At 58.6% G+C, this 26759-nt stretch carries 16 protein-coding genes; 10 read left to right on the top strand and 6 right to left on the bottom strand.

Annotated elements, in window-relative coordinates; translation table 11 throughout:
• The first annotated feature begins 56 nt into the window (after nt 1-56).
• The gene (locus D8U73_RS01145) at nt 57-4634 is read left to right on the top strand and encodes a DUF6543 domain-containing protein (RefSeq protein ID WP_130903502.1); all 4578 of its coding nucleotides are present in this window, start codon (nt 57-59) and stop codon (nt 4632-4634) included.
• Nucleotides 4635-4666: 32 nt separating this feature from the next.
• On the opposite strand, the gene D8U73_RS01140 is transcribed toward D8U73_RS01145, so the two are convergent.
• The gene (locus tag D8U73_RS01140; protein WP_130903501.1) at nt 4667-6217 is read right to left on the bottom strand and encodes a PLP-dependent aminotransferase family protein; all 1551 of its coding nucleotides are present in this window, start codon (nt 6215-6217) and stop codon (nt 4667-4669) included.
• A gap of 92 nt (nt 6218-6309) precedes the next feature.
• Here D8U73_RS01140 and D8U73_RS01135 point away from each other — a divergent pair, with 92 nt between their 5' ends.
• The 5 genes from D8U73_RS01135 (at nt 6310) to D8U73_RS01115 (ending at nt 13986) form a co-directional block, all read left to right on the top strand.
• Nucleotides 6310-6933: an FMN-binding negative transcriptional regulator gene (locus D8U73_RS01135; RefSeq protein ID WP_130903500.1), complete on the top strand. Its 624-nt coding sequence runs from the start codon at nt 6310-6312 to the stop codon at nt 6931-6933.
• Between the two features lie 10 nt (nt 6934-6943).
• The gene (locus tag D8U73_RS01130; protein ID WP_056854329.1) at nt 6944-7390 is read left to right on the top strand and encodes a GNAT family N-acetyltransferase; all 447 of its coding nucleotides are present in this window, start codon (nt 6944-6946) and stop codon (nt 7388-7390) included.
• 17 nt (nt 7391-7407) lie between these two features.
• Nucleotides 7408-8079 carry a GNAT family protein gene (locus D8U73_RS01125; protein WP_130903499.1) on the top strand — a complete coding sequence of 224 codons (672 nt, stop codon included), beginning with the start codon at nt 7408-7410 and terminating at the stop codon, nt 8077-8079.
• A 407-nt stretch (nt 8080-8486) separates the two neighbouring features.
• Entirely contained in the window at nt 8487-11450 is a 2964-nt protein-coding gene (locus D8U73_RS01120; RefSeq protein WP_130903498.1) for an autotransporter domain-containing protein, read from the top strand.
• 199 nt (nt 11451-11649) lie between these two features.
• On the top strand, nt 11650-13986 hold the full coding sequence (locus tag D8U73_RS01115; RefSeq protein WP_130903497.1) for an autotransporter domain-containing protein: 2337 nt from the start codon (nt 11650-11652) through the stop codon (nt 13984-13986).
• A gap of 76 nt (nt 13987-14062) precedes the next feature.
• Here D8U73_RS01115 and oadA read toward each other — a convergent pair whose 3' ends face one another.
• A complete protein-coding gene (gene oadA, locus D8U73_RS01110; protein ID WP_056854323.1) occupies nt 14063-15871 on the bottom strand; it encodes a sodium-extruding oxaloacetate decarboxylase subunit alpha in 1809 nt (602 codons plus the stop codon).
• A gap of 11 nt (nt 15872-15882) precedes the next feature.
• Nucleotides 15883-17298 (bottom strand): acetyl-CoA carboxylase biotin carboxylase subunit, encoded by a 1416-nt coding sequence (locus D8U73_RS01105; protein ID WP_056854322.1) that lies wholly within the window; start codon nt 17296-17298, stop codon nt 15883-15885.
• A gap of 190 nt (nt 17299-17488) precedes the next feature.
• On the opposite strand from D8U73_RS01105, the gene D8U73_RS01100 reads away from it, so the two are divergent.
• On the top strand, nt 17489-18451 hold the full coding sequence (locus D8U73_RS01100) for a LysR family transcriptional regulator (protein ID WP_130903496.1): 963 nt from the start codon (nt 17489-17491) through the stop codon (nt 18449-18451).
• On the opposite strand, the gene D8U73_RS01095 is transcribed toward D8U73_RS01100, so the two are convergent.
• Entirely contained in the window at nt 18393-18605 is a 213-nt protein-coding gene (locus D8U73_RS01095) for a hypothetical protein (protein ID WP_130903495.1), read from the bottom strand. The two genes, D8U73_RS01100 and D8U73_RS01095, sit on opposite strands and share 59 nt — an antisense overlap.
• Nucleotides 18606-18820: 215 nt before the next feature.
• A complete protein-coding gene (gene hexR, locus D8U73_RS01085; protein ID WP_007954250.1) occupies nt 18821-19687 on the bottom strand; it encodes a transcriptional regulator HexR in 867 nt (288 codons plus the stop codon).
• A gap of 339 nt (nt 19688-20026) precedes the next feature.
• Between hexR and D8U73_RS01080 the strand changes: the two genes are divergently transcribed.
• Entirely contained in the window at nt 20027-20341 is a 315-nt protein-coding gene (locus D8U73_RS01080; protein ID WP_130903494.1) for a hypothetical protein, read from the top strand.
• Between the two features lie 69 nt (nt 20342-20410).
• Here the strand turns inward: D8U73_RS01080 and D8U73_RS01075 are convergent, their stop codons facing one another.
• Nucleotides 20411-23281, bottom strand: a complete 2871-nt coding sequence (locus D8U73_RS01075; RefSeq protein ID WP_130903493.1) for an EAL domain-containing protein — start codon at nt 23279-23281, stop codon at nt 20411-20413.
• Between the two features lie 258 nt (nt 23282-23539).
• On the opposite strand from D8U73_RS01075, the gene uvrD reads away from it, so the two are divergent.
• Nucleotides 23540-25723, top strand: a complete 2184-nt coding sequence (uvrD, locus tag D8U73_RS01070; RefSeq protein ID WP_130903492.1) for a DNA helicase II — start codon at nt 23540-23542, stop codon at nt 25721-25723.
• 223 nt (nt 25724-25946) lie between these two features.
• Nucleotides 25947-26759: TIM44-like domain-containing protein (locus D8U73_RS01065; protein ID WP_130903491.1), on the top strand; the 813-nt coding region annotated here is incomplete at its 3' end.

Genomic DNA, 26759 nt, shown 5'->3' with positions numbered 1-26759 from the left:
ATGCCCGTATCGCAGGCTGGCGGCCGCCCCCATGCCGGTCAAAAAGGAAAATGACCATGACCCGAGAATCCACAAGCACCTCCGCAAACAACGCAACACTGTTGCTGGACAGAAGCAAGCTGGTCAGCCTGACCAATCAGGGGCCTTCCCTCGACGATGCCAGCTCGCAGGTGCTGAGCGAAGCACTGAAAAAACTTTATCCGCTGCTCGACATCGACCCCGACCAGACACTGATTGTGACGCCGCAATGGCGCATGACCAATGGAACGCTGAGTGCCGCCTCTCCCTCCGTGGAAACATTGACCCATGCGCTGGTGCGTTTGAGCTGGAGCGCAGGTGTCGCCAATTTCATCGAGGGTGAGCATTTCCTGACGCACAGCCCACTGACCAGCGACCCCGTTCATCTTGCTGTCAGTGTCGAAGACATTGCCCAACTGCTCAACGACCACGCCGCCCTGTTAATGGTCGAGTTTCAACAGCGCGCACTGGCGTTCTGGAATGAAACAGTCAGCGACCAACCGCGATGGCATGGACTCTGCGAGACACTGAAAAACGCATTTGATGTCCAACAGGTAAAGGGCTGGAATGTCGATCAATGTACGGTGGCCCGTGCGGTGTACAACTATCCGGACAAAACCGAACGAGCCCGGAAAAATACTGAAATTCCCGGTATCAAAGCCTGCCTGATCGACGTGGACAACAACGAAGGCGTTCATCTAATGCTCGGCGGTGCGATTGCACTGCAGGCCACTTACAAACAGCGTGAACAGATCATGCTGTACACAGTGGAAAGCGGTTACGAAGCCTTCGATTCTCTGGAGCAACTGGGCGCGACGCTGCCTGGCCGGATCGACATCGACCTGGCAGGGCGCACGCTGAAGTGGCGACTGGTCGAGGCCGACGGCAACGTTTTCGATCATATGGCCTGGGCGCTGATAGCCTCTCAAATGGACGCCATTAATGCACTCGTCCCTCCGGTCTCGACCGCCAGGACCGCAACACCCCCGGGCTTGCGTACGGCAGCCACCCCGGCTGAGCATTTCAGCACTAGCGACAAAAACCGTATCGAGCAGCTTGAGGCGGCCATTCCCGATTGGTTATCCAATGCCTCGCCCAGTCATTCGCAAGACTACAGCCACTGCCTTGCCCGCCTTGGAAAACTGCGCAACAGCTCAAGCGCAAACGACATTCCTCTGATCAGTGTGTATGCGCAGACCGCCATGCGCGAAGCCATCGTCAAGGACAAGGCCAGTGAAGGGGCCGCGCATCTACCGCTTGATGATCTGCAAATCACTGTCACCAACAGCTTCACCGTCGGCGGGCTCACCTTGCCCAATCCGCAAGACCGGTATACCGAAAACCTGGGTGATATCGCCCTGCAAAATACCGCGCCCTACCGGGCCGAGTTGAGTTTCAAAAACAACACGCTGGTGCCCAATTGGCTGACTGTCGATTATCTGGTCGACATCGCCGCCAAGGTCAATATCGGCGAGATCTACCCGAAGTTGCTGAGGAACAAACTGATCGATGATCCGGTGCAAGCCGCGCTACAGAAAAAGCACTATATGGATCAGCTACCCGACTTGCTGCGGCTCAATGCACTGGAATGCATGCTTCAACAATTGGGTGGTGTTGACGAGACTGGCTATCGCTACATTAGCGAGTTGATGGACGTCGCACAGGGAAAACCTCGACAACCTCATTCCGATATCGTCATTCGCCCTCTCACGTTCAAGCCTCGGCATCGCCTGCTGTCCGGCGGTGACACCGTCAGCAACATGTTCATCATCGGCCCGCGGCAAAAAACAGACGCTCCCTGCCTGCTTTACCGGCCACTGTTCGAGCAACCGTTAATACAATTTGCCTCGCAGGCAAACCTGGTTTACGCCCTGCACCAACCGGGCGAGCTGCGCGATTGCGTACTGGCCTGGCTGCCGACACCGGCGCTGAGCTTCGAATATGCGCAATACGTTTTTCCCGTAGGTTTGCCTTCACCTTGGCTGGCGACTCAGTCCGGTATCTCGACGTTATTCAGCCTGGACCTGGCGGGACCTATCGATCTGGACACCGAGGAGATCACTGGCGACTTGCTGTCCGCATTGTTCACCAGCAACGCCAATGCCATGGCAGAGCAGGCGGATCGGTCATCAGTGTCCAATGAGGAAAGACGCTGGACACTTTTGAAGGACAGCGCCTGGGCGATTTTCAACGTTGCCTCGACGTTCTTGAGCGGGCCTGTGGGGACCGCCGTCTGGGTGTGGCAAAGCATCAGCGAGATCCAGCAAGCACTCGACGCCCATGAACAAGGCGACACGCTGATCGAATGGAGCTCATTGGGTGATGTGCTGGTGACGCTGGCCATTGTGCTGACTCACCGCGCTTACCAGCAGCGTCACAGTGAATGGACCAGGCGTGTACGCAAAAAACCGGCGTGGGACCTGCCGTCAGCTCCAGTAACACCGCAATCGCCCAAGCCTGTACCTGCGAAAATTTCCATGGCCCCTTCAGTATCTTTTGATCAATTGCCCGACAGCCATACCTCCTCTCTGGAGACCGGTGTATCGGTGCCTCGTCGCTCGACCCCGTCATTGGGCACCTATCTGGACAAGCTCAGCGTCTCTGCGCCGGACCTGAACAATATCGAGATGAAGACGCTGAACAACAAGCCGCCCCATCTGTATGAACTTAACGAAACACACTACGCCCAGGTAGGTGAACGCTGGTTTCAGGTCACCGTCAATGACGACGAAGACGTGCAGATTGTCAGTCCCGATGACGCCAAACGTACCGGGCCGTTGTTGGCTCGTGGCCCCCATGGCAAATGGTTTGTCGATACGCGGCTGCGCCTGCGCGGCGGTGGCCCGAAAAGCCGTTTGAAAGCCCTGAAGCTAGCCAAGGAAAAACGCAAAGCGGAACTTGATACTCAATTGGAGGCGTTCAGAAGCCAGGAAGAAACCCAACAGCAAGCACTCAATCTCCTTCAGACGAGCATGACTCAGGCTTCCACCGAGAATCTCGAAGCAGCGACCAGGCTCTACACCGACAAACTCGACGAGCTGAAAACAAGTTATGGAAAAGCCCTCGAACAGTTGAGCGAATGGCGTTCGCTGGGCGGGGAAACCGGGTACACCTACGAGTTGTTGCGCCTGACCACCGTGCAGCAAAAGTTCCTTTCACTCTGGTTTACGGTAAAGAAAAACCAGTACGCCCGGATCATGCAGAAACTGCTGGCGCAAGCGCCTTTGAACACGGGTGAGCCGGTACGAGCGGATCTGACCGACATCCGAGAGGCAATCGCATTGGGAGACGCCATCGTCGAACGCTTGGAACAGTCACAAACCACCCTGACAGGTCTCCAGGTACTGGGCCATGTCGGGCTTACCAGAATCGCCGATCTGACAAAACTCTTGCCGAAATTCACTCGCCTGGACTTCAAAGCCAATGAAGTGGGCATGGCCTATGAACAGTGCATCCAAGAGGCATCTGGCGAAACCATGTCCGAAGCTCGAACGGCGATCGTCAGCATGGTGGAGGACGCCGCCGACGCCAGCCATGAAGTTGCTGAAATGATGAAACAGCCGAGCAATACCGAGCCGCCCGAGGCGCGCATCCAAAAGCTGTCCAGGCTGGCCGACATCTATGCCGATGCACTTCAGTGTATTAAGGATCTGCCAGCCCGATACCCCGGGATGGTTCACCAATCGGCGCTCGACCACCTTCAAGTGCTGATCTCGGAATTTCAAACACTGACGCTGAACCAGCTCAACCAACTGCTTCCTGAAGCCGAAGAAGCTTTCATCCAGCAACCTTCCCGACCTGCTGTTGCAGGCCCGTCGCGGCCCAAGGTCAAAGTCACCAAGACCCGCCCACGCGTCGTCGAAAGCGAAGCCCCGCAAACATCCGGGCAGGAGAAAAAAGAGGAGTTGTTCCAGAAGCTCGTTCCCAAAAGCGCCAAGCCCGCCAAGCCCGCGCTGGATGATCTCGCCACCATCGCTGCCGGCCTGAACCTCAACGTGGACGCAAACGAATTCACCAGGCGCATCAATCGGGACGCCGAACGTGCAAATCGAATCCCTGCCGATGTACAGGACCTGTTCGATCAACAGGCGCGCAAACTGGAAGAGTCCGCCACAAGCGTCGAACAGGCCATGAGCAACATCAGAAGTACCGGCAAACAACCTCCTCCCGTAGCTGGCCTGAGCCTGGAATTGCGCGGCAGGGCTGACAGACTCCGCAAAGAGGGCATCAAGACACGCACAAAAATGCTCAAGAAGCGCAAGCCAAGGCAGGAGTACTTCCAATGGTTGCACGAAAACCGACAGGTCAAAATCCTGCGCAACGAGCAAGGCCGGATCAGAACCACGGGGCGCAAGGACTACTTTCAGGAGTACCGGATTCTCGACGCTACCGACAATGACCAGGAACTGTGGGTTGCGCACTTCCACTACGAAACACTTGAGAGCGATGCCGCCCAACCCACAGCAGCGCATCTGAAAGTATCGGAAAAATACCTGGCGACGCTGGATACCGAGCTTCGAGAACAATTGGCAACGCTGCAGCCCATCGACTACGTACTGCGTCGAATCACCAGTGCTTCCACCCAATCATTGTTCCTGCAACTCGAGCCCCAGTGACTCATAGAGGGGCGGGTCCGCGGACCCGCCCTTTACCGGCACCAGGCACTGCGCAAACGCACAAGCGCTGACGCGATAGCCGCTTCCGGCACCGCCGCAAATCCCAGCACCAGCCCTGCCCGCTGATCCACCGAAGTGCTCGAATCCGCTAGCCAGTAACTGCTCAGACCGTTGATCTCGACATCGACGCCGGCGGCAGCCTCAATCAGTTCACGTTCACGGGCCTGAGTATCGACTGCCACCGTCACGTGCAACCCTGCCGCGACACTCGGCAGGCTGCCCACCCCGGGAATGTCCGAGGGCCAGTTGGCCAGCAGCGTATTGCGACGACTCAACGCGGCGCGGCGCATACGGCGGATGTGCCGCTGGAAATGCCCGGCCGCCATGAATTCGGCCATGACGGCCTGGGTGCTGACCTCGGAGTGCCGGACATCGACCGCGCGACGCTGGCTGAAAGCGTCCACCAGTGCCGTTGGCAACACCAGATAACCCAGGCGCAATGCCGGGAAAGCCACTTTGCCGAACGTGCCAACGTAGAGCACGCGCCCGTGACGATCCAGCGCGGCCAGCGGTGCCAGTGGCGCGCCGCTGTAACGGTACTCGCCATCGTAATCGTCCTCGACAATCCAGCCTTGGGTTTTCTCGGCCCAGGCCAATAACTCGAGCCGCCGCGCCAGACTCATCACCACCCCCGTCGGGTATTGATGCGATGGTGTGACATAGGCCAAACGACAATCCACGATGCCGTTCAATTCGTTGCAATCGATACCGTCACTGTCCACCGCCACCCCGTGCAATCGGGCACCGGCCACGGCGAACGCATGACCCGCCGCGCGATAACCGGGATTCTCAATCGCCACACCATCGCCAGGTTCGACCAGCAACTGTGCACAAAGGCTGATCCCCTGCTGCGCACCACTGGTGATCACAATTTGTTCAGCCGTGCACTGCATGCCCCGGGAACTGCGCAAGTACGCGGCAATCATTCCACGCAGACGCGCATCACCTGCGGGGTCGCCGTAACACAGCTGCTGCAAATCCGGTTTTCGCCAGAAAGCCGCGTTCAGCTTGGCCCACACTTCGAAAGGAAAAAGGTCAAAGGCCGGAACGCCAACCCTGAATGCCCGCGGAGGCCCGCTTGGTGGACTCGGTAAATGGTTCTTTTCTACGCGACCCAACGCACCGCTGTGGATAACTTTGCTGGATGAATCAACAGGTAAATCCAGCCAATTTGTGGATAAGGTTGTGGGTAAGCCTGTTGACAACCCTGTGGATACTTTTGTGGATAATTTTTTTGCCGGCAACGCATTCTGAGGTAATTGCGCGACATAGGTCCCATCGCCTACCCGTCCCTCGATGAAGCCTTCGGCATACAGTTGGTCGTAGGCGCGCACCACACTGTTGCGGGAAATCGCCAGAGCCGCCGCCAGATCGCGGCTGGCGGGAAGACGGGTGCCACTGGCCAGTCGCCCATCCAGCACCCGCAGGCGCAATGCCTGATACAGCTGCCGACTCAGCCCCTGGCGGCGATCAAGTTCGATGCCCGCCGGGTTGAACGAAAGGGACAGTGGTTCGGTAGTCATGACAATGGACCTATGAAATTGGTCATTAATGGCTCTTACAACAGACCAATAGCCTGCCTAGGATGCAGGCATTCGCCAAGGAAAATATCTTCATGTACACGCCACGTGCCTTTGCCATCGACGAGTTGTCCCAACTGCATGAACTGATGCTCGCCAGCCGGCTCGCCATTTTGGTGACCCACGGTGAAAGTGGCCTGCAAGCCAGTCATGTACCGGTTCTGCTGCACTGCGAACAGGGCTCGAACGGCACGCTGTACGGACACTTGGCCAAAGCCAATCCACAGTGGAAAGACCTGCGCGACGGCGCTGAAGCCCTGCTGATTTTTGCCGGCCCCGATGCCTACGTCAGCCCTGGCTTCTATCCGAGCAAGGCCGAACTCGGCAAAGTCGTGCCCACCTGGAACTACGTCGCGGTACATGCCTATGGCCGTGCCGAAACCTTCAGCGATGGCGGGCGGCTGCTCGACATTGTCAGCACCCTCACCGACCGTCATGAAGCTGGCCGCGCCCAGCCATGGTCAGTGGCCGATGCCCCCGCCGATTACATCGACGGCATGCTCAAGGCCATCGTCGGTTTCGCCATTCCCATTGACCGTCTCGAGGGTAAACGCAAACTCAGCCAGAACCGCGCCCCCGCCGACATCGCGGGCGTACGCGAAGGCCTGGCTGCCAGCTCCGACGTCAATGACCAGACCCTCGCTCAATTGATGCGCTAAGGAAATCACCATGAGTCAGATCGACATTCGCCCAGTCACCGCCGGCGATCACGCAGCTTGGCTACCGCTGTGGCAAACCTACCTGCGCTTCTACAACACCGAACTGCCGGACGCCGTCAGCCAAAGCACCTGGCAACGCATGCTCGATCCAAACGAACCCACTCACGCCGCGCTGGCCTGGGCCGACGGCAAAGCGGTGGGCATGGTGCATTTCATCTACCATCGTTCGAACTGGAGCATCGAAAACTCCTGCTACCTGCAAGACCTGCTGGTAGCGCCCGAAACCCGTGGTACCGGCGTCGGCCGACAATTGATCGAATTCGTTTACGCAACAGCCAAACAGGACGGTTGCTGCAAGGTCCACTGGCTCACTCACGAAACCAACGCCACCGCGATCCAGCTTTATGAGCGCATCGCCGAGCGCCCCGGTTTCATCCAGTTTCGCAAAGCCATTTAAGGTTCAAGGAGAACAACATGTCGACTTCACTCGCGGATTGGAAAGGTGTCCCGGCACCGTCGGTTCAAACCATCGAAGGGCGTTTCATCCGCCTGGAAAAACTTGACCCGGCGCGCCACGGCGATGACTTGTTCAACGCCCTGCAAGGCCCCGGTGCCGATCCGAAACTCTGGGATTATCTGCCTTACGGCCCCTTCCCCGAGCGCAGTGCTTTCAACGATTGGCTGAACAACCATGCAGCCAATAGCGACCCCTACTTCTTCAGTGTGATCGACCGTGCCAGCGGTGAAGTGCAAGGCATCCTCAGTTTGATGTCGATTGTGCCTTCACAAGGCCGGATCGAGATCGGTCACGTGACGTTCGGTGCGCCGATGCAGCGCTCGCCGAAAAGCACCGAGGCGGTTTATTTGCTCGCCCGGGAATCCTTTGCCCTGGGTTACCGCCGCCTGGAATGGAAGTGCAACAACGCCAATGCCCGCTCCAAGTACGCAGCCGAGCGGCTGGGTTTCAGCTTTGAAGGCGTGTTCCGCCAGCACATGGTGGTCAAGGGGCAGAATCGGGATACGGCGTGGTATTCGATCCTGGACTCGGAATGGCCGGCAATCGGTGCAGGGTTCGAGCGGTGGTTGAGTGATAAAAACCAGAAAGGGGCGGGACAGGTGAAGTCGTTGGTGGAGTGCCGGGGGTAATCACCGCGGATACACCCCAATCCCTGTAAGCCAGCCCGATGGCGATGAAGCCGGCATGTCCAAAATCCCCCGCGCCTGACACTCCGTCATCGCGAGCAGGCTCACTCCCACAAGGGATCTGCGGCGTACATAGACCTCGCGTACGACACCAATGAACTGTAGGAGCCGGCTTGCTGGCGATTAGGGCCGCACATTCAGCATCTCCCGCGCCAGACACACCGCTATGGCCAGCAAGCCGGCTCCTACAATAGATTTTTTCCAGGCACAAATTTTGGGTACCGCAAAACCCCTGTGGGCCAGCCTGCTGGCGAAAAAGTCCAGCGTTCAGCGACTTTTTCGATATACATCAATCTGTAAAAACCCTCCGCTATACAGGACGCCCTGCTTATAACAAAAGGCCGTCCATCATGACCTCCCCGCCCCAGCATTTGGCACTTGTCATCAGCCTGGTGATCAGTACAGGCGCCATTGCCGCGCCGTACAAAAACCTGCAGATCGACACGGCCACCACCACTGCGCAAACCCTCGGCGGTGCAGACACATTGACGATCTCCGCGCCAGGCAGCATTACCCATGCCGGCAAGGCTGTCAGCCTCAAGGACGGTACGGCCGGTGTCGGCGTGGTGATCGATAACGCGGGGCAGATCGTTTCTACCGGTGGACGGGCGATCGACAGCAGCGGCGACCTGACCCAGGCGCGCAACTACAGCATTTACAACCGCGCCGGTGGCCAGATTCTCGGCTTCAACGACGCGTTGCGCATCGACAGCAACTTCGTCAGTGGCAGCCTGTTGATCGATAACAGCGGCATCATCCGCTCGACAACCGGCCAAGGCCTGGACCTCGATGCACTGCGCAGCACCGGGGTCACGACCACCATCATCAACCGCGCGGGCGGGCTGATTCGTGGTGATGCCAGCGACGGCATGAAGACCGGCGCCAATGCGAGCATTACCAACTATGGCGAGATTTCCACCGGCGACTCGCACAACGCCGACCAGAAATTCGACGGCATCGACATCGACTCGGCCAGCGGCGTGACAGTGACCAACTACGGCACCATCACGGGGGGACGCCACGGCATTACCACCGATCTGGGCGCGACCCTCACCAACTATGGACATGTTACCGGGCGCAACGGCTCCGGTTTCGGTTCCGACGGCGATGGTACGGTGATCAACCACGGCACCATCACCGGCGCCTATTCCGGCCTGCAAGCCAATGGCGACGGCGATGGCGTAGACATCGACAACATCGCCCACATCGAAAACTACGGCACGATCCAGGGTGTTGGTGCCGGCGGTGTGGACAAGAACGGGTTCACCAACGGCAGCGAAGGGATCGCATTGGGCGGTGGTTATGTGCTGAACGCCCAAGGCGCGATGATCAGCGGTGCCACAAGTGCCATTCTGGTTGACGACGGCAGCGGCGGCTCGGGCCTCGCGGCAACCGCGCTGGAAAACTTCGGCACCATCCAGGGTCTCGATGGTTTCGGCGTGAAGTTCGTCGGCGAGTTCGCTGACAGCGTCGTCAACGGCGGCACCATCAGCGGCAGCAATGGCTTGGCTTTGGACCTTGGTGGTGGTAACGACAGCCTGAGCTTGCGCAACGGCAGCCGATTCATTGGGACTGTGGACGGCGGCAGCGGTTACGACCGTGTAGTGATGGACGATGCGTCGGGCGGCAGCTTCGGCAACAGTCGCCACTTCGAATGGCTGGAGGTCAAGCAAGGGGTATGGACCCTGAACGGCAGCGCAGATTTCAGTGACGGTGGTGCAATACATAGTGGAGCAACGCTGATCAACCAGGCAGGCATCAGCGGCAGCATGACTGTCGATGCAGGTGGCGTGTATGCCGGCGGCGGTTCGGTGGGCAACTTGTTGGTCAATGGCACCCTGCTGACCAACACCCGACTCGGCACTGCGACCGTCACCCACGACTTGACCATGGGTAGCAGCTCGACAATCGCATACGGCGTAAATGCAGATGGCAGCAGCGCACCGATCATGGTCGGCGGTACGGCCAATCTCAACGGCGCGACGCTGGCCGTAAACCCCGGCAGCGGCACCTATCCGTGGCAAAGCCATTACACCGTGTTGCAGGCAGCGGTCGTGAACGGCACCTTCGGCAATGTCACAAGCGACTACGCGTTTATCACGCCAACCTTGGCTTATACGCCAACCCGGGTCGACCTGACCTACACCCGTAACGATGTCGCCTTCAACGAATTCGCCGTCACCGGTAATGGCAGTAGCGCCGCCAACAGCCTGACCTCCCTCGGCAAAAACAATACGCTGTACAACGCCTTGCTCAACACCACCGGCGCAACCGCGGGTGCAGCCATCGAGCAGCTCAGCGGTGCCAGCAACGCTGACCTGGCCAGCGCAACCCTCGGTGTCAGTAACCAGATCGGCGCCAGCATGCTGTCGGCGATGCATCAGATGGGCGGCCGTTCGGCTTTACTGGTGGGCCTCGATCAACGGGACACGCCGGTCCTCGCCGCGAACGGCGTCCCCCGTGATGCTCGCAACCTCAATGACCCGAATGCCCAAGGCCGACTCTGGCTGCAAGCCATTGGCGGCTACGGCAAACTCGACGGCGAACACGGCAGCAGCGGACTTGAACAACGCAGCAAAGGCACAGTACTGGGCGCCGATTGGGCGCTCGATGGGCAATGGAAACTGGGTGTGCTTGGCGGTTATTCAAAGACCGATCTGGACGCCACAGGCGTCGATGGCAATGTCGAAAGCTGGCACGCCGGCGTCTATGCGTTGCGCCAAAGCGGCCCGTTGGCTCTGCGCCTCGGCGCGGCATATAGCGGTCATCAGGGTGAAAGCAAACGCACCGTGGCATTCAACGGTTTCAGCGACCGGCCCAAAGGTGATTACGACGCCGACAGCCAACAGGCATTCGCCGAACTCGGGTACGCCATGGGCAGCGGTCGCCTCAGCGCCGAACCGTTCGCCAACCTTGGCTACCAGCGCTATCACCGCGACAGTTATGAAGAAAAAGGAGGCGCTGCGGCCCTGCACGTCGACGGTCAAACCAAGGACAACTTCAGCACAACCTTTGGCCTGCGCCTTGCGCACCTGAACAGCCTCGAGAACGGCATGAGCCTCACCCCGCGCATGACTGCCGGCTGGAAACACACCTACGGCGATGTCAGCAACTCGACACGCCAGGCCTTTGTAGTCGGTGGCACAGCGTTCAGTGTGGATGGCAGCTCACTGGATCGCGACAGCCTGGTGCTGGAAGCCGGACTGGATGTGGGCATTTCGGCACGCCATAGCGTCGGCGTTGGCTATTCCGGAGAAATCGGCAGCAACAGTCGCAACCATGGAGTGATCGGGCAGTGGCAGATGAGTTTCTGACAGCCCGCTGGCCGCACTCGTCCTGATTTTTTGTAAGAACAATCGTCTTCTTTCTCAGATAAATACAGCCACCTTTAGGTGGCTGTATTTTTTCTGCGCCCCATTCCGACATCAGCCGCAGCACCTGCGGATGCGCCTGACATCGATATTTTTCACTGCCTTTTAGAGTTTGGCTTCCTGTCAAAAGAGGCCGTACTCGATGCCCGTTCAACACAAATACCGACCGAAACATCTGGCGCTGGCGATTGCGCTCGCAGTGGGTTGCGCTGAAATTTCACTTGCCCAGCAAGTGTCCATCAATACCACCATTGCTCCGGATGCAACACCGGAGCAGCTCATGGCGGCACTCGATGCATTCATCAATGATCCCACCACTGACAAACAGACCATTGGCAAAGCAGCGGATGGCGTTAACCGGACATTCGGCGATGGAAATGACCTGGTCATTGTATCTGGCCGAGGCGCCCTTTCCGGGTTGATTGACGGTGGTGGCGGGGACAATTTCCTGCAACTCGATACCGCGAGCGGTGGCACATTGGACGACAGTCGACGTTTTGCAGGTCTGGAGCTCAAACGCAGCACCTGGACCGTGAATGGCTCCGGTGATTTCAACATTGGGGTCTTGATTCGTTCAAAAGCAACGCTAATCAACGAAGGGCACATTCTGGGTGGGGCACTGACCCAGGGAACGCTGGTCAACAATGGGAAGATTGGCGGCGGCGCGACGGTGCGACCGGGAGGTTTCCTGAACAACCCGGGCTTTATCGAAGGCGACGTCGAGGTTGAAGAAAAAGGCGTTTTTGCGGGCAGCGGCTTGACCGGTTCCCTCACCGTGAATGGAAAACTTTCTGTCAACAGTTTGCACGGTGCACCAAAGGTCAAAGGTGATTTGAATCTCTCGAAAACCGCCGAGTTGAGCTACGAGATCGATGATGGGCTCAACAGTGAAACGATTGTGGTCGATGGCACCGCCAACCTCGGCGGCGCCACACTGAACATCGTGGCGGCATCGGGTGATTACCCGCTGATCAGCGAAAAAACCATCCTGGTTGCCGACAAAATCGAAGGGAAATTCGGGAAGATTCTCAACAATCTTGCGTTCCTGACACCCGAGCCGGATTACCAGGCCAAGACTTTCGGCTTGATCTTCGTCCGCAACGACGTACCGTTCGCGGTTGCCGCTATCACGGACAATGGCAGGGAACTCGGTGAAAGCCTTGACGATATTGAGTTTCAAGCACCCTCCGTCGCTGAAGTCCCGAATCTACCCACAGACACCGGTACATCCGTTCCGGTCTTAACCCCAACCACTGCCGATGAAAATCAGTCGACAGCCTCTACAGCAATGCCCCCCGAACAACCTGCCATAGCCGCAACGCCGGTTACCAGCAACCAAACCGTCACCGCTGAAACGCCATCTGACAAATCCGACACAGCTTCAACTCCTCCAGCTACCCCTTCCGTCGCCTCACTACCAAAGGCACCCATCCCCACAAACGCTGCGGTCGCAGCCCTGCTCCGCGCTGACAAACAGACCGCATCTATTGCCATCGAGCAACTGGCCGCCAGCCAAAACGCCAACCTCGCGAAGGCGACCCTGAACAGTGACAGCCCAATCAGCGCAACCATGCTCTCAGCCATGCGTCAGCTGGACAGTGCCAGTGGCTATGGCAACGCCACGAGGCGCAATGCACCACGCCTGGCTGCCGGCAGCGAAGACAATGGTCGGGTCTGGCTGCAAGCATTGGGTCATGGTGGGACCCTGGATCGCGATTACGATGCTCTGAAACACACCACCCACGGGCTGGTAATCGGAGCGGACTGGGGTATCGCAGAGGACTGGCGGCTGGGTGTTATCAGCGGCAAATCCGACACGCGCCTGAACAGTCGGGGACTCGACGGCAATCTCGACAGCTGGCATGTGGGCGCCTACGCCCTGCGTCAAAACGGTCCCCTGTCAATGCGACTGGGTGCGACCTACAGCAGCCACGATGGCAGCACTAAACGACGGGTTGCCTTCAAAGGTTTCAGCGACCGCCCCGAAGGCCGCTACGATGCCAGCACCCAGCAGGCTTTCGCGGAATTGGGTTACAACCTGGGCCGGGCGAATGTCAGCATCGAACCGTTTGCCAGCCTGGGCTACCAACGCTATCAGCGCGATACCTTCACGGAAAAAGGTGGTGCAGCGGCACTGAAGGTACACGGTCAAACGCAGAACAATTTGAACAGCACATTCGGCCTGCGACTGGCGAAGCTCACCGCGCTGGATAACGGCATGCAACTGACCCCGCGGTTCAGCGCTGGCTGGAAACACACCTACGGGGACGTCTACAGCGATACTCGCCAACAAATAGTTACGGGTGGGAAAAACTTCACCGTTTCCGGCGTGCCACTGGATCGTGACAGCCTGCTGGTCGATGCCGGGCTGGACCTTGGATTTTCAGCGAAACACACGCTGGCCGTCGGCATCACGGGTGAGATCGGCACCGACAGCCGCAACCACGGCGTTACAGGTCAGTGGCGAATGAGTTTCTGAGAGCCCAAACCCGAGGCGAAAAAAAGGGGAGCACATGCTCCCCCGAGGTTTAAAGCGGTAGATCGAGGCTGTTAACTCAGCCTTCGATTTCGATCAGGATTTCGCCCGGGTTCACCCGGTCGCCCTTGGCCACGTGAATGGCGGTGACTTTACCGGCGATGGCCGCCTGCACTTCGGTTTCCATCTTCATCGCTTCGGTGATCAGCACCGCTTGGCCAGCCTTGACGGAGTCGCCTTCCTTGACCAGCACATCGACGATGTTGCCCGGCATGGTGGTGCTGACGTGGCCCGGAGCTGTGGCTTGCTTGCGCTTGCTGCTGCCGCCGCCGACAAATTCGTTGAGCGGTTCGAACACCACTTCTTCCGGCATACCGTCGATGGACAGGTAGAAATGCCGCTTGCCTTCGGACTTGACGCCAACACCGGTGATATCGACGCGGTAGGTTTCGCCGTGCACGTCGATGACGAACTCGGTCGGTACGCCTTCGCCGCCAGCCGATGCAACACCACCGGCCTCAGGAATCGGCAACAGCACTTCAGGTGTCAGGGTGCCGGCAGCACGTTCCTCGAGGAACTTGCGACCGATATCCGGGAACATCGCGAAGGTCAGCACGTCTTCTTCGGACTTGGCCAATGCACCGATGTCAGCGCGCAGCTTGGCCATTTCCGGTTTGAGCAGATCGGCCGGACGAACGTCGATTACCTCTTCGCTGCCAATGGCCTGGCGACGCAGCTTCTCGTTCACGGTGCCCGGTGCCTTGCCATAGCCACCTTGCAGGTAAAGCTTCACTTCGTTGGTGATCGTCTTGTAACGCTCACCGGCCAGCACGTTGAAGAACGCCTGGGTGCCGACGATCTGCGAAGTCGGGGTCACCAACGGAGGAAAGCCGAGGTCTTCACGAACGCGCGGGATTTCGGCCAGCACTTCGCCCATGCGGTTCAGCGCGCCCTGCTCCTTCAACTGGTTGGCGAGGTTGGAAATCATCCCGCCCGGCACCTGGTTGACTTGCACACGAGTGTCGACAGCGGTGAATTCGCTTTCGAACTGGTGGTACTTCTTGCGCACGGCGTAGAAGTACAGGCCGATTTCCTGCAACAACTCCAGGTCCAGGCCTGTGTCGAATTCGCTGCCTTTGAGCGCAGCCACCATCGATTCGGTGCCTGGGTGGCTGGTGCCCGAGGCGAAGCTGGAGATCGCGGTGTCGATGTGGTCGGCACCGTTTTCAATTGCCTTGAGCTGGCACATCGTCGCCAGACCGGCGGTGTCATGAGAGTGGATGAACACGGGAAGCGACTGTTCGGCTTTCAACGCCCGCACCAGTTCACCGGTGGCGTATGGGGTCAGCAGGCCGGCCATGTCCTTGATCGCCACCGAGTCGCAACCCATGGCTTCCATTTGCTTGGCTTGCGCCACGAAAGCATCAATCGTGTGCACCGGGCTGGTGGTGTAGGCGATGGTGCCCTGAGCGTGCTTGCCTGCGGCTTTCACCGCTTCAATCGCCACGCGCAGGTTACGCACGTCGTTCATCGCGTCGAAGATGCGGAACACGTCGATGCCGTTGACCGCGGCCTTGGCAACGAAAGCTTTGACCACGTCGTCGCTGTAGTGGCGATAGCCCAGCAGGTTCTGACCGCGCAGGAGCATTTGCAGACGCGTGTTAGGCAGTGCCGCGCGCAATTGGCGCAGACGCTCCCACGGGTCTTCTTTCAGGAAACGTACGCAGGCGTCGAACGTCGCCCCACCCCAGCACTCCAGCGACCAGTAGCCGACTTTGTCGAGCTTGTCGCAGATCGGCAGCATGTCTTCGGTGCGCATGCGGGTCGCCAGCAGCGATTGGTGGGCGTCGCGCAGGATGGTGTCGGTTACATGGATCTTCTTGGACATTGTTCTATTCCTCACAGGCCTGCGTGGGCGGCGATGGCGGCGGCGATGGCCAGGGCCAGCTCTTCGGGTTTGCGCTTGATCGAGTAGTTGGTCAGTTCAGGGTGGCTTTCAACGAAACTGGTGTTGAACTGGCCGCTACGGAATTCCGGATTGCGCAGGATCTCCTGGTAATACGCGGCGGTGGTCTTGACCCCTTGCAGACGCATATCGTCCAGAGCGCGCAAGCCACGGTCCATCGCCTCTTCCCAGGTCAACGCCCACACCACCAGTTTCAGGCACATGGAATCGTAGAACGGCGGAATGGTGTAACCGGTGTAAATCGCCGTGTCGGTACGCACGCCGGGACCGCCGGGCGCGTAGTAACGGGTGATCTTGCCGAAGCTCGGCAGGAAGTTGTTTTTCGGGTCTTCGGCGTTGATCCGGAATTGCAGGGCAAATCCACGGTGGTGGATGTCTTCCTGTTTCACCGAAAGCGGCAGACCGGAAGCGATGCGGATCTGCTCGCGGACGATGTCGATGCCGGTGATTTCTTCGGTGATGGTGTGTTCCACCTGCACCCGGGTGTTCATCTCCATGAAGTACACCTCGCCTTCAGCGAGCAGGAACTCCACAGTACCGGCGTTCTCGTAACCCACAGCCTTGGCTGCACGCACCGACAGGTCACCGATATAGGCGCGCTGTTCAGGGGTCAGTTGCGGGCTCGGGGCGATCTCGATCAGCTTCTGGTTGCGGCGCTGGATCGAGCAGTCACGCTCGAACAGATGCACGACGTTGCCGAAACTGTCGCCCAGGATCTGCGCTTCGATGTGCTTGGGATTGACGATGCATTTTTCCAGGAACACTTCAGCGGAACCAAACGCCTTGGTGGCTTCGGAGATCACGCGAGGGAACGCCTGTTCGAGCTCTTCGCGGCTGTTGCAGCGACGAATGCCGCGGCCGCCGCCACCGGAAGTGGCCTTGAGCATCACCGGGTAGCCGATACGATCGCCTTCGGTCAGGGCTTCTTCGATACCCGAGACGTTGCCTTCGGTACCTGGGGTAACCGGCACGCCAGCCTTGATCATGCTGCGGCGGGCTTCGGTCTTGTCGCCCATGCGGCGAATCACTTCAGCCGATGGACCGATGAATTTGATCCCGCGTTCTGCGCAGATGTCTGCCAGTTCAGCGTTCTCGGAGAGGAAGCCGTAGCCGGGGTGCAATGCATCACAACCGGTTTCCACGGCCAGGTTCACCAGCTTGCGCGGGTTCAGGTAGCCCGCCAATGGCTCGGCGCCAATGCTGTGGGCCTCGTCCGCACGCTTCACATGCAGGGCATGACGGTCGGCATCGGAATAGATCGCGACCGAGCGAATACCCATCTCGGCGCAGGCACGTACGATGCGTACGGCAATCTCACCACGGTTGGCGATCAGGATCTTTTTTATCACTTGGAGGTTCCCTTGAGCCGGTGGTACCCACGACCCGCTAGACCAGGTCGACGCGTGACCAAATGTTTCAATTTGGTCGCAGCCCCACACTAGCGCCCACAAGGGATTAACAAAAATGAATAATTATTGGGTCACGCATAAGTAAAGACTTATAGTTGCTGTATCAGCCAGCGGCGAGAGGACTAATAAAGTGCGTAAGTCATTGATGCGTATGACGTTGCGTCAGTTGCAGATCTTCAATGAAGTCTGCGATTTGAGGTCCTACAGCCGCGCAGCCGACGAAATGTCGCTCACACAACCGGCCGTAAGCCTGCAGATTCGCCAACTCGAAGAACTGGTTGGCCAGCCATTGTTCGATTACGTCGGTAAAAAACTCTACATGACCGAAGCGGCCGAAGCACTGCAACGCGCCAGCCGGGACATTTTCGGGCGCCTGGAAAACCTCGATATGCAGCTATCGGACATGCAGGGCTCCCTACAGGGTCAATTGAAACTGGCGGTGGAATCGAGCGCCAAGTACTTCGTTCCGCACTTGTTTGCCGCGTTCAAGCGCCAGCATCCGGAGGTCAACCTGCAATTGACGGTGGTCAACCGGGGGCAGGTGATTCGACGCCTCTCGGACAACCGTGACGACCTGGTCATCATGTCCATGGTGCCACAGGACATGGGCCTGGAATTCCTGCCATTCCTGAACAATCCGATTGTCGCCGTGGCGCCACCGAATCATCCACTGTGCCACATGGGCCCCCTGCGCCTGCAGGATCTGGAACCTTATACCCTGCTGCTGCGCGAGCCCGGTTCGGGGACACGCCTGGCGTGCGAAGAGTACTTCAAGGAAAAGCGCGTGCACTTCAACCAGACACAGGAAGTGTCATCAGCCGAAGCTCAACGCGAATGCGTGCTGGCGGGTCTGGGCGTGGCGTTGTTGACGCGCCACGCCCTGAACCTCGAACTGGCGACCGGTGGGTTGATCGAGTTGCCGGTCGAAGAACTGCCGCTTTATCGCAGCTGGTGTCTGGTGCAAGCCAAGGCTAAACGGCTGTCACCAGTGGCTCACGCCTTCCTTGCGTTCGTGCGCAGCGAGCGGGTGCAGATCAGCGGCCTGGTTGAGCGCTTCGCCGGGAAGCTGTCGGCGCAGCCTGCCAATAATTGAGCTCGAAATCTTCAGGAAAATCGCCAATCTCGGCCAGAAGCTGACGGCGCTCGCAACGATCTTCAATAGCGCGGCGAAACTCCATGCGCCGTTGATCTTCTTGTTGACGACGGGTTTTGACAGCGCTGTTGCGTTCTTCGTAAGGCAGGGCCATTTCAAGTCTCCCAAGACGAGTACGGGAGTTTCAAGATAGACGTGGGGGATGACGGTTTGGCGGCTTGATGGTTACAGACCGATGAATGTTGTTTGGTCCTGTGGCGAGGGAGCTTGCTCCCGTTCGGCTGCGCAGCAGTCGCACAATTTTGGGGCCGCTTCGCGACCCAGCGGGAGCGAGCTCCCTCGCCACAGGGGGCCGCGCGGGCCTTGAAGTCAGTCGTCCAGCGCTTTCACCGATTTGGGCGACAACCGCAAGCTGCGCAAACTGCGTTTAACGCTCTTGAGGTGGTTGACCAGGCTCGGCCCGCGCGCCATTGCCACGCCCATCGCCAATACGTCGATTACCACCAAATGGGCAATACGCGAGGTCAGCGGCGTGTAGATTTCGGTGTCTTCGTGCACGTCGATCGCCAGGTTGACCGTCGACAACTCGGCCAACGGTGTCTGGCTCGGGCACAGGGTAATCAGCGAAGCGCCGCTCTCACGCACAAGATTGGCAGTGATCAATAGATCCTTGGAGCGCCCGGACTGGGAGATGCAGATCGCCACGTCTGTCGGTTTCAACGTCACCGCCGACATCGCTTGCATATGCGGATCGGAGTACGCCGCTGCGGTCAGCAACAAACGGAAGAACTTGTGCTGCGCATCCGCCGCTACCGCACCCGAAGCACCGAAACCGTAGAACTCGACCCGCTGCGCCTGGGACATCAGCGTCACTGCTCGCTGCAATTCCAGTGGGTCGAGCTTTTCTCGAACCTCCATCAGGGTATGCAACGTGGTGTCGAAGATCTTCAGGCTGTAGTCGGCCACCGAATCGTCTTCATGGATCGCGAATTGCCCGAAACTCGCACCGGCTGCCAGGCTCTGGGCCAGCTTCAGTTTCAGGTCCTGGAACCCGGAACACCCGATGGCGCGGCAAAAGCGCACGATGGTCGGCTCACTGATGCCTACGCTATGGGCCAGGTCGGCCATGGAGCTGTGCATCACAGCCGCAGGGTCAAGCAGCACATGATCGGCGACCTTGAGCTCCGACTTGCGTAACAGGTGACGTGACTGGGCGATGTGTTGCAGCAGATTCAAAGGGCTGGACTCTTTGTTATTGGCAGGTGCCGGGGATGTAGCACGCTTGTAGTTATACTACATGAATTGGCTTTTTGCCTGCTCAATGCGTTACCGAATCCCTCGATTTCTGGCGTCCGCGCCTCATGTAGCACTCATGGCGCGGGGCCGAAGCGCGAGTTTTGAACTGAAAAACATTGAATTAGTTACTTGGCAAAATATAAAACCAATGCGGCATGAGCACTCGATAACAACACACGCCGATTTACAAATCAAACTAACAAAATTCAACCAAAGCAAACTTCAGCTGGGTATATTAATTGCGCAGGAAGCGAATCAAAACTAAAGGAGCTACACATCATGACTATTAAAACCAAAGGCTGGACCGCACAGATCGACCGCATGCCAGGCGCCGCTTCGTTTCGCACCTATGGCGTCGTAACCGTGGCGCATACGGGCATTACCCCAAAGCTGGAATTGAGTGAAGAGCAAGATAAATCCTATGACTTGCGCCTGGAACTTAAACTTGAAAGCTCCAATGAAATTTCGCTGCAAGTCGAAACCGACAAGTTTGTAGAATACAAAGTGCCGGGCAACTCTGATGTTTGCAGCGTGAGCATCTTCTACGAAGGAAAGTTGCTGCACCATATCGATAAAGTATCGATCACCCACTAAGCATCAATTGCGCTTCCGGCAATTCAGGCGTCCCGCAGTCTCAGCTGCTGAGACCGGGACGCCTTCTACTCAACTGGCGGCCTGAGCATGCAGCAAGCCGGCCAGGGTTTCGGCCTCTACCGGGCGGCTGACCAGATAACCCTGCACTTCATCACACTGTTCAGCTTTCAGAAACTCAAGCTGTTCGATCCGCTCGACGCCTTCCGCCACGACCTTCAATGCCAGGCCGTGCGCCATGGCGATGATCGCCCGAGTAATCGCCGCATCTTCGCTACCCTCCCCCAGGCCACGAATGAACGCTTGATCGATCTTCACGTAATCGACGGGAATCCGCTTCAGATAACTCAAGGACGAATAGCCTGTGCCGAAATCATCAATCGCCAGTTTCACGCCCAGATCACGTAATTGCTGGAACGTCGCAATGATGTGTTCGACGCTGTCCAGCAACTGGCTTTCGGTGAGTTCCAGCTCAAGGTAGCGCGGCTCCAGCCCGGTTTCTTCCAGGACCTGGCGCACCAGACTGACCAGCTTGCCCTGTCGCAGTTGGTGCACGGACAGGTTCACAGATACCCGAATCGCTTCAAGTCCCTGCCGCTGCCATTCACAGGCTTGCCAGCAAGCCTGACGCAGTACGAACTCGCCTATCGGACCAATCAGCCCGGTTTCCTCGGCCAACCCGATGAAATCCCCAGGAGGCACTCGGCCCATGGTCGGGTGATCCCAACGCACCAAGGCCTCGGCGGCATTCAACTTGCCCGTGGCAAGGCACAATTTCGGTTGATAAAACACCTTCAACTGCTTCTCTTCGACAGCCTTTCGCAGTTGGTTTTCCATTTGCAAACGCTCCAGCGTGCTGGCTTGCAAACTGTCGGTATAGAACTGGAAGTTGTTCCCTCCCAGATGCTTTGCGTGCTGCATGGCCATGTTCGACTGACTGACCAATGCCGAAATATCCCGGGCGCTGTCCGGCAATAAACTGATGCCCATCGACGCGCTGACCACCAGCTCATGCCCATCAATGGTCACCGGCAACCGCAACTTGCTCGCCAGACGCGTCGCCACCCGCGCCAGGCTCGACAGGTTGCCGTAAGCGTTGAACAGCACCGCGAATTCGTCACCGGACAGGCGCGCGATGGTGTCCGCTTCCGGCAATGCATTCACCAACCGTCGAGCCATCTTCTGCAACAACTGGTCAGCGATTTCATGCCCCAGGCTGTCGTTGAGCTGTTTGAAGCGGTCCAGATTGATGTGCAGCAACGCCAGGCTGCGATAACCGCCCTGACGCACCCGTTGATGCGCTTCGCTGAGTCGTTCGCGGAACATCGAGCGGTTGGCCAGGCCGGTCAGTTCGTCGTAATGCGTTAGATAACGCATGCGCTCTTCGGACTCTCGGCGCGCCGAAAGATCAGCGAAGAAGCCCACGATATGACTGACATTTCCCCGAGTATCGCGTACGGCGTTCAGCTGCAGCCATTGCGGATACATCTCGCCGTTCTTGCGGGTTTCCACCAGTTCGCCTTGCCAACTGCCCTGCTGTTCCAGCGCCTGGTGAATCGACGCGTAATGCCTGCGCGCATCGCGGCTGCACGGTAATTCAACGACATTGCGCCCGATCATGTCCTCGATGTCGTAGCCGGTCACCCGACTGAAAGCCTGATTGATCGCGATAAGCTTGTAATTCGGATCGAAAATCACAATGCCTTCGCTGGCCGCTTCGAACACGGTCGCGGCCAGCTGCCGCTGCTCTTCCAGACCTTTGCTGACGCTGATGTCGCGACGGGTGCCGACCATGCGAATCACCCTTGCGTTTTCGCCACGCTCGACTGCCCGCCCGCGGTCCTCGATCCAGACCCAGTGGCCGTCGCCATGCCGCACGCGATATTCGATCTGATAGTCCTCGGTGCGCCCTTTCAAATGCTCGACCAGTGCTCTTTTCAGTCCGGGAAGGTCCTCCGGGTGCAGCCGCGGCTTGAGGTGACGCAAAATGCCCGTCACCTGTTCCGGCTCCAGGCCGAACAATTCCTGAATCTGCGTGTGGTGAACTTCGTCGGTTTGCAGGTTCCAGTCCCACAGCCCCAATTCGCTGGCCTTCAGGGCCAGCGCCAGGCGCGCTTCACTCTTGCTCAACGCCTGGCTGGCGGCGTCCAGTTCGAGGCTGCGCTGGGCAACACGGTTTTCCAGGTCGGTCTGGATTTCCCGCAGTTCTTCTTCGGCACGCTGGCGTTGCTCAATTTCCTTGGCCAGCTTCTGATTGAGCTGGTCACTGCAACTTTGTGCCTGTTGCAGGTGTTCGATGAGCGCCTGATTCTGAAAACGTCGCATCAAGCCCCGATCGATCAAACGATTGACCTGCCAGGCAACCACGCTCAGTGCACCCAGCAGAATCAATCCAAACCAGCCCCAACCTTGCTGCTGCTCGTCTCCCCCCCAAAACATGTAAGCGATGGCCGGCAGCAGACAGGGCAAGGTGAACGAAAGAAAGGCCGGCAAACTGACCGCATAAGCCACACTGGCGGAAAGCGCCGCGGCACCGATGAGGCCGAAGACCCAGGCCTGCTGAATGAAGTTATCGGCGGGAACCAGGGCGATGCCGGCACCCGCCAGAGTCAGGCCGGTGAGGCCGGAGCCCAATAAAAACATGCGTAGCCAAATGGGGTGAGCCTGACGATTGGGAATGGCCGAATCGAAGGCGGCAACCTGAATCACCCGCAATGCCACCAGTGACAGCAGCCATACCAGCCAGACCGTGACCAGGAAGTAACGCTGCGGACTCCAGAGTAAACCGGCGCAGACCAGACCATTGATCAACATGAACAGCGTAGGCAGCAGAGAGCCCTGATACAGCAGACGCGTGCGTTCGACCGCCATCTCCATGGCGTATTGTTTACGAATAACCCGGGGCTGCGCAGTGGGGCCCGACAGGTCGAAGCTGAGGGTCATAGGCGATATTCTTGTTCTTATAATGATGAGCATGAGCCCGAAACGTCGACGGAGCATACACAAGCATCTGCCCTGACCAAACTGCTGCCGGTCAAAAAACAGACAAATCTGCCTGCCACCCGCCCCCGCGCAAATGCCCCCAGGCATGTAGCTGCAATGCTTACGGACAATGACTGACCGGTCGTCCCGCACACCTCTTTCATCGGCTAATGCAAAGCGGGATTTGCCCGGTGTGGCGCCGCCCCCTAGAATGCCCCGATGCGCGATGACCTCTCCCTTTTGCTGAACTCCCTCAACGATGCCCAACGTCAGGCCGTAGCGGCCCCCGTAGGCCGTCAGTTGGTCCTGGCCGGTGCTGGTTCCGGTAAAACCCGAGTGCTGGTGCACCGTATCGCCTGGTTGATCCAGGTCGAAAACGCGTCGCCCCACTCCATTCTGTCGGTGACCTTCACCAACAAGGCCGCTGCCGAGATGCGTCACCGCATCGAACAGTTGATGGGTATCAACCCGGCCGGCATGTGGGTCGGCACCTTCCACGGCCTGGCGCACCGCTTGCTGCGGGCGCACTGGCAAGAGGCAGGCCTGAGCCAGACCTTCCAGATTCTCGACAGTGATGACCAACAACGATTGGTCAAGCGGGTGATCCGCGAGCTCGGCCTGGACGAGCAACGCTGGCCGGCGCGTCAGGCCCAATGGTTCATTAACGGGCAAAAAGACGAAGGTCTGCGTCCGCAACACATTCAAGCCAGCGGCGACCTGTTCCTGGCGACCATGCGCAGCATTTATGAAGCCTATGAGGCTGCGTGTCTGCGCGCCGGTGTCATCGACTTCTCCGAACTGCTGCTGCGCGCCCTCGACCTGTGGCGCGATCATCCGGGCCTGCTGGCGCATTATCAAAAGCGCTTCCGGCACATTCTGGTGGACGAGTTCCAGGACACCAACGCCGTGCAGTACGCCTGGTTGCGCTTGCTGGCCAAGGGCGGCGACAGCCTGATGGTGGTTGGCGATGACGACCAGTCGATCTATGGCTGGCGCGGCGCGAAAATCGAGAACATCTACCAGTATTCCGAAGACTTCCCGGACGCCGAGACCATTCGTCTGGAGCAAAACTACCGTTCCACGGCCGGTATCCTCAAGGCTGCCAACGCCCTGATCGCCAACAACACCGGTCGCCTGGGCAAGGAACTGTGGACCGACGGCGGCGATGGCGAGGCCATCAACCTGTATGCCGCCTTCAACGAACACGATGAAGCACGCTACGTTGTCGAAACCATCGAAAGTGCGCTGAAAACCGGCCTGGCGCGAAGCGATATTGCGATTCTGTACCGCTCCAACGCCCAATCGCGCGTTTTGGAAGAAGCCTTGCTGCGCGAGCGCATTCCGTACCGCATCTACGGTGGTCAGCGCTTCTTCGAGCGGGCGGAAATCAAAAACGCCATGGCCTACATGCGCCTGCTTGAAGGCCGTGGCAACGATGCCGCGCTGGAACGGGTGATCAACGTACCCGCCCGCGGCATCGGCGAAAAAACCGTCGAAGCGATTCGCGAGCATGCACGCCACAGCGATGTGTCGATGTGGGAAGCGATGCAACAACTGGTAGCCAACAAAGGCCTTACCGGTCGCGCCGCCAGCGCATTGGGCGCATTTGTCGAGCTGATCGAAAACCTTGCCGCCAAGTGCATGGAAATGCCGCTGCACCTGATGACCCAGACCGTCATCGAGCAGTCGGGGTTGATCGCCTATCACGAAGCGGAAAAAGGCGAGAAAGGCCAGGCCCGGGTAGAAAACCTTGAAGAACTGGTCAGCGCTGCGCGAAACTTTGAAAACAGCGAAGAGGACGAGGACCTGACGCCACTGGCGGCATTCCTCGGCCATGCATCGCTGGAAGCTGGTGATACCCAGGCTGACGAGCACGAAGACAGCATTCAGCTGATGACCCTGCACAGCGCCAAGGGTCTGGAATTCCCTTACGTGTTCCTGGTGGGCATGGAAGAAGGCCTGTTCCCGCACAAGATGAGCCTGGAAGAGCCTGGCCGTCTCGAGGAAGAGCGGCGCCTGGCGTACGTCGGCATCACACGCGCCATGCAGAACCTAGTGATGACTTATGCGGAAACCCGACGCCTCTACGGCAGCGAGACCTACAACAAGGTGTCGCGTTTCGTACGCGAAGTGCCGAAAGGTCTGATTCAGGAAGTGCGGCTTTCCAACAGCGTCAGTCGCCCGTTTGGCGGCAACCAGTCGATGAGCGGCGGCAACCTGTTCAGCGGCAGCGAGATTCCGCAGACCGACTTCAGCCTCGGCCAGACCGTGCGCCACTCGATTTTCGGGGACGGCGTGATCCTCAACTTCGAAGGCGCCGGGGCCGCGGCCAGGGTGCAGGTGAACTTCAGCGAAGGCAGCAAGTGGTTGATGCTGGGGTATGCGAAGCTGGAAGCGATTTAAAGCAATTTTCTGTGGGAGCGAACCTGTTCGCTCCCACAGGGTTTTGCAACTTTCCTACAGAACTTATCCACTCTTCCTACAGACCAAAGTTAACAGGCCTTATTGCCCTGATTAAGCTGAACCCGACCTGTCAGGCAAAAGCCCGAAACACTCTGCCGCTAGCCAGTAACACTTCAGCTGTGCAACATGGCGCGCGTGCCTTCCACAAATGGGAATTCCCTCTATGAAACGTTTTCTTAGCATCGCCATGGCGTTGTGCATCGGCCTGACGATGAGTCTCGACGTCAATGCCGCCAAGCGCTTCGGTGGTGGCAAAAGCGCAGGCGCTGCGCCAACTCACCAGACCAGCCAGATGGCTCCTTCTTCTCCAGGCATGGGCGGCGCTGCGGCGACCGCTGGTGCTGCCGGTGCCGCTGGCGCCGCTGCCAAGGCCGGTGGCGCTTCGCGCTGGCTCGGCCCACTGGCCGGTATCGCCGCCGGTGGCCTGCTGGCGTCCATGTTCATGGGCGACGGCTTCCAGGGCATGCAGATCTTCGACATCCTGATCATGGCGGTCATCGCGTTCCTGGTCTTCCGCTTCATCGCCGCCCGTCGTCGCAAGCAGCAGGAGCAATTCGCACCAGCCGGTCACGCGCCGATGCAGCGTGAAGCTTTCGAACACAAGCCTGCCGGCGGTTCGATCTTCGGCGGTTCTGCAGCACCCGTCGCCGCTCGTCCGGTCATCAATGCTCCAGCCTGGTTCAATGAACGCAACTTCATCGAAGCAGCGCGCAATCACTTCCAGTCCCTGCAACAACATTGGGACGCGAACGAAATGGACAAGATCGCCGAGTTCGTCACTCCGCAGATGCTGGAGTTCCTCAAGCGCGAACGTGCCGATCTGGGCGACGGCTTCCAGTCGACCTACATCGACAACCTCAATGTGCAACTGGACGGTGTGGACGATCGCGCCGACAAGACCATCGCCACCCTGACCTTCAGCGGCGTGTCGAAAACCTCGCGTTTCGACCAGGGCGAAGTGTTCAGCGAAAGCTGG

It is taken from the genome of Pseudomonas sp. Sample_22, from assembly GCF_004307635.1.
GTDB lineage: Bacteria > Pseudomonadota > Gammaproteobacteria > Pseudomonadales > Pseudomonadaceae > Aquipseudomonas.
The sequence above is the reverse complement of the archived record's forward strand: the minus strand, read 5'-3'. Positions and strand labels throughout refer to the sequence as shown.

Excerpts from the sequence above, each read along its gene's own strand:
- D8U73_RS01080 (WP_130903494.1), top strand. The coding sequence starts at position 20,027 with ATGACTATTAAAACCAAAGGCTGGACCGCACAGATCGACCGCATGCCA.
- D8U73_RS01075 (WP_130903493.1), bottom strand. The coding sequence starts at position 23,281 with ATGACCCTCAGCTTCGACCTGTCGGGCCCCACTGCGCAGCCCCGGGTT.
- D8U73_RS01095 (WP_130903495.1), bottom strand. The coding sequence starts at position 18,605 with ATGGCCCTGCCTTACGAAGAACGCAACAGCGCTGTCAAAACCCGTCGT.
- D8U73_RS01125 (WP_130903499.1), top strand. The coding sequence starts at position 7,408 with ATGTCGACTTCACTCGCGGATTGGAAAGGTGTCCCGGCACCGTCGGTT.
- D8U73_RS01115 (WP_130903497.1), top strand. The coding sequence starts at position 11,650 with ATGCCCGTTCAACACAAATACCGACCGAAACATCTGGCGCTGGCGATT.
- oadA (WP_056854323.1), bottom strand. The coding sequence starts at position 15,871 with ATGTCCAAGAAGATCCATGTAACCGACACCATCCTGCGCGACGCCCAC.
- D8U73_RS01130 (WP_056854329.1), top strand. The coding sequence starts at position 6,944 with ATGAGTCAGATCGACATTCGCCCAGTCACCGCCGGCGATCACGCAGCT.
- D8U73_RS01140 (WP_130903501.1), bottom strand. The coding sequence starts at position 6,217 with ATGACTACCGAACCACTGTCCCTTTCGTTCAACCCGGCGGGCATCGAA.
- D8U73_RS01145 (WP_130903502.1), top strand. The coding sequence starts at position 57 with ATGACCCGAGAATCCACAAGCACCTCCGCAAACAACGCAACACTGTTG.
- D8U73_RS01135 (WP_130903500.1), top strand. The coding sequence starts at position 6,310 with ATGTACACGCCACGTGCCTTTGCCATCGACGAGTTGTCCCAACTGCAT.
- D8U73_RS01120 (WP_130903498.1), top strand. The coding sequence starts at position 8,487 with ATGACCTCCCCGCCCCAGCATTTGGCACTTGTCATCAGCCTGGTGATC.
- uvrD (WP_130903492.1), top strand. The coding sequence starts at position 23,540 with ATGCGCGATGACCTCTCCCTTTTGCTGAACTCCCTCAACGATGCCCAA.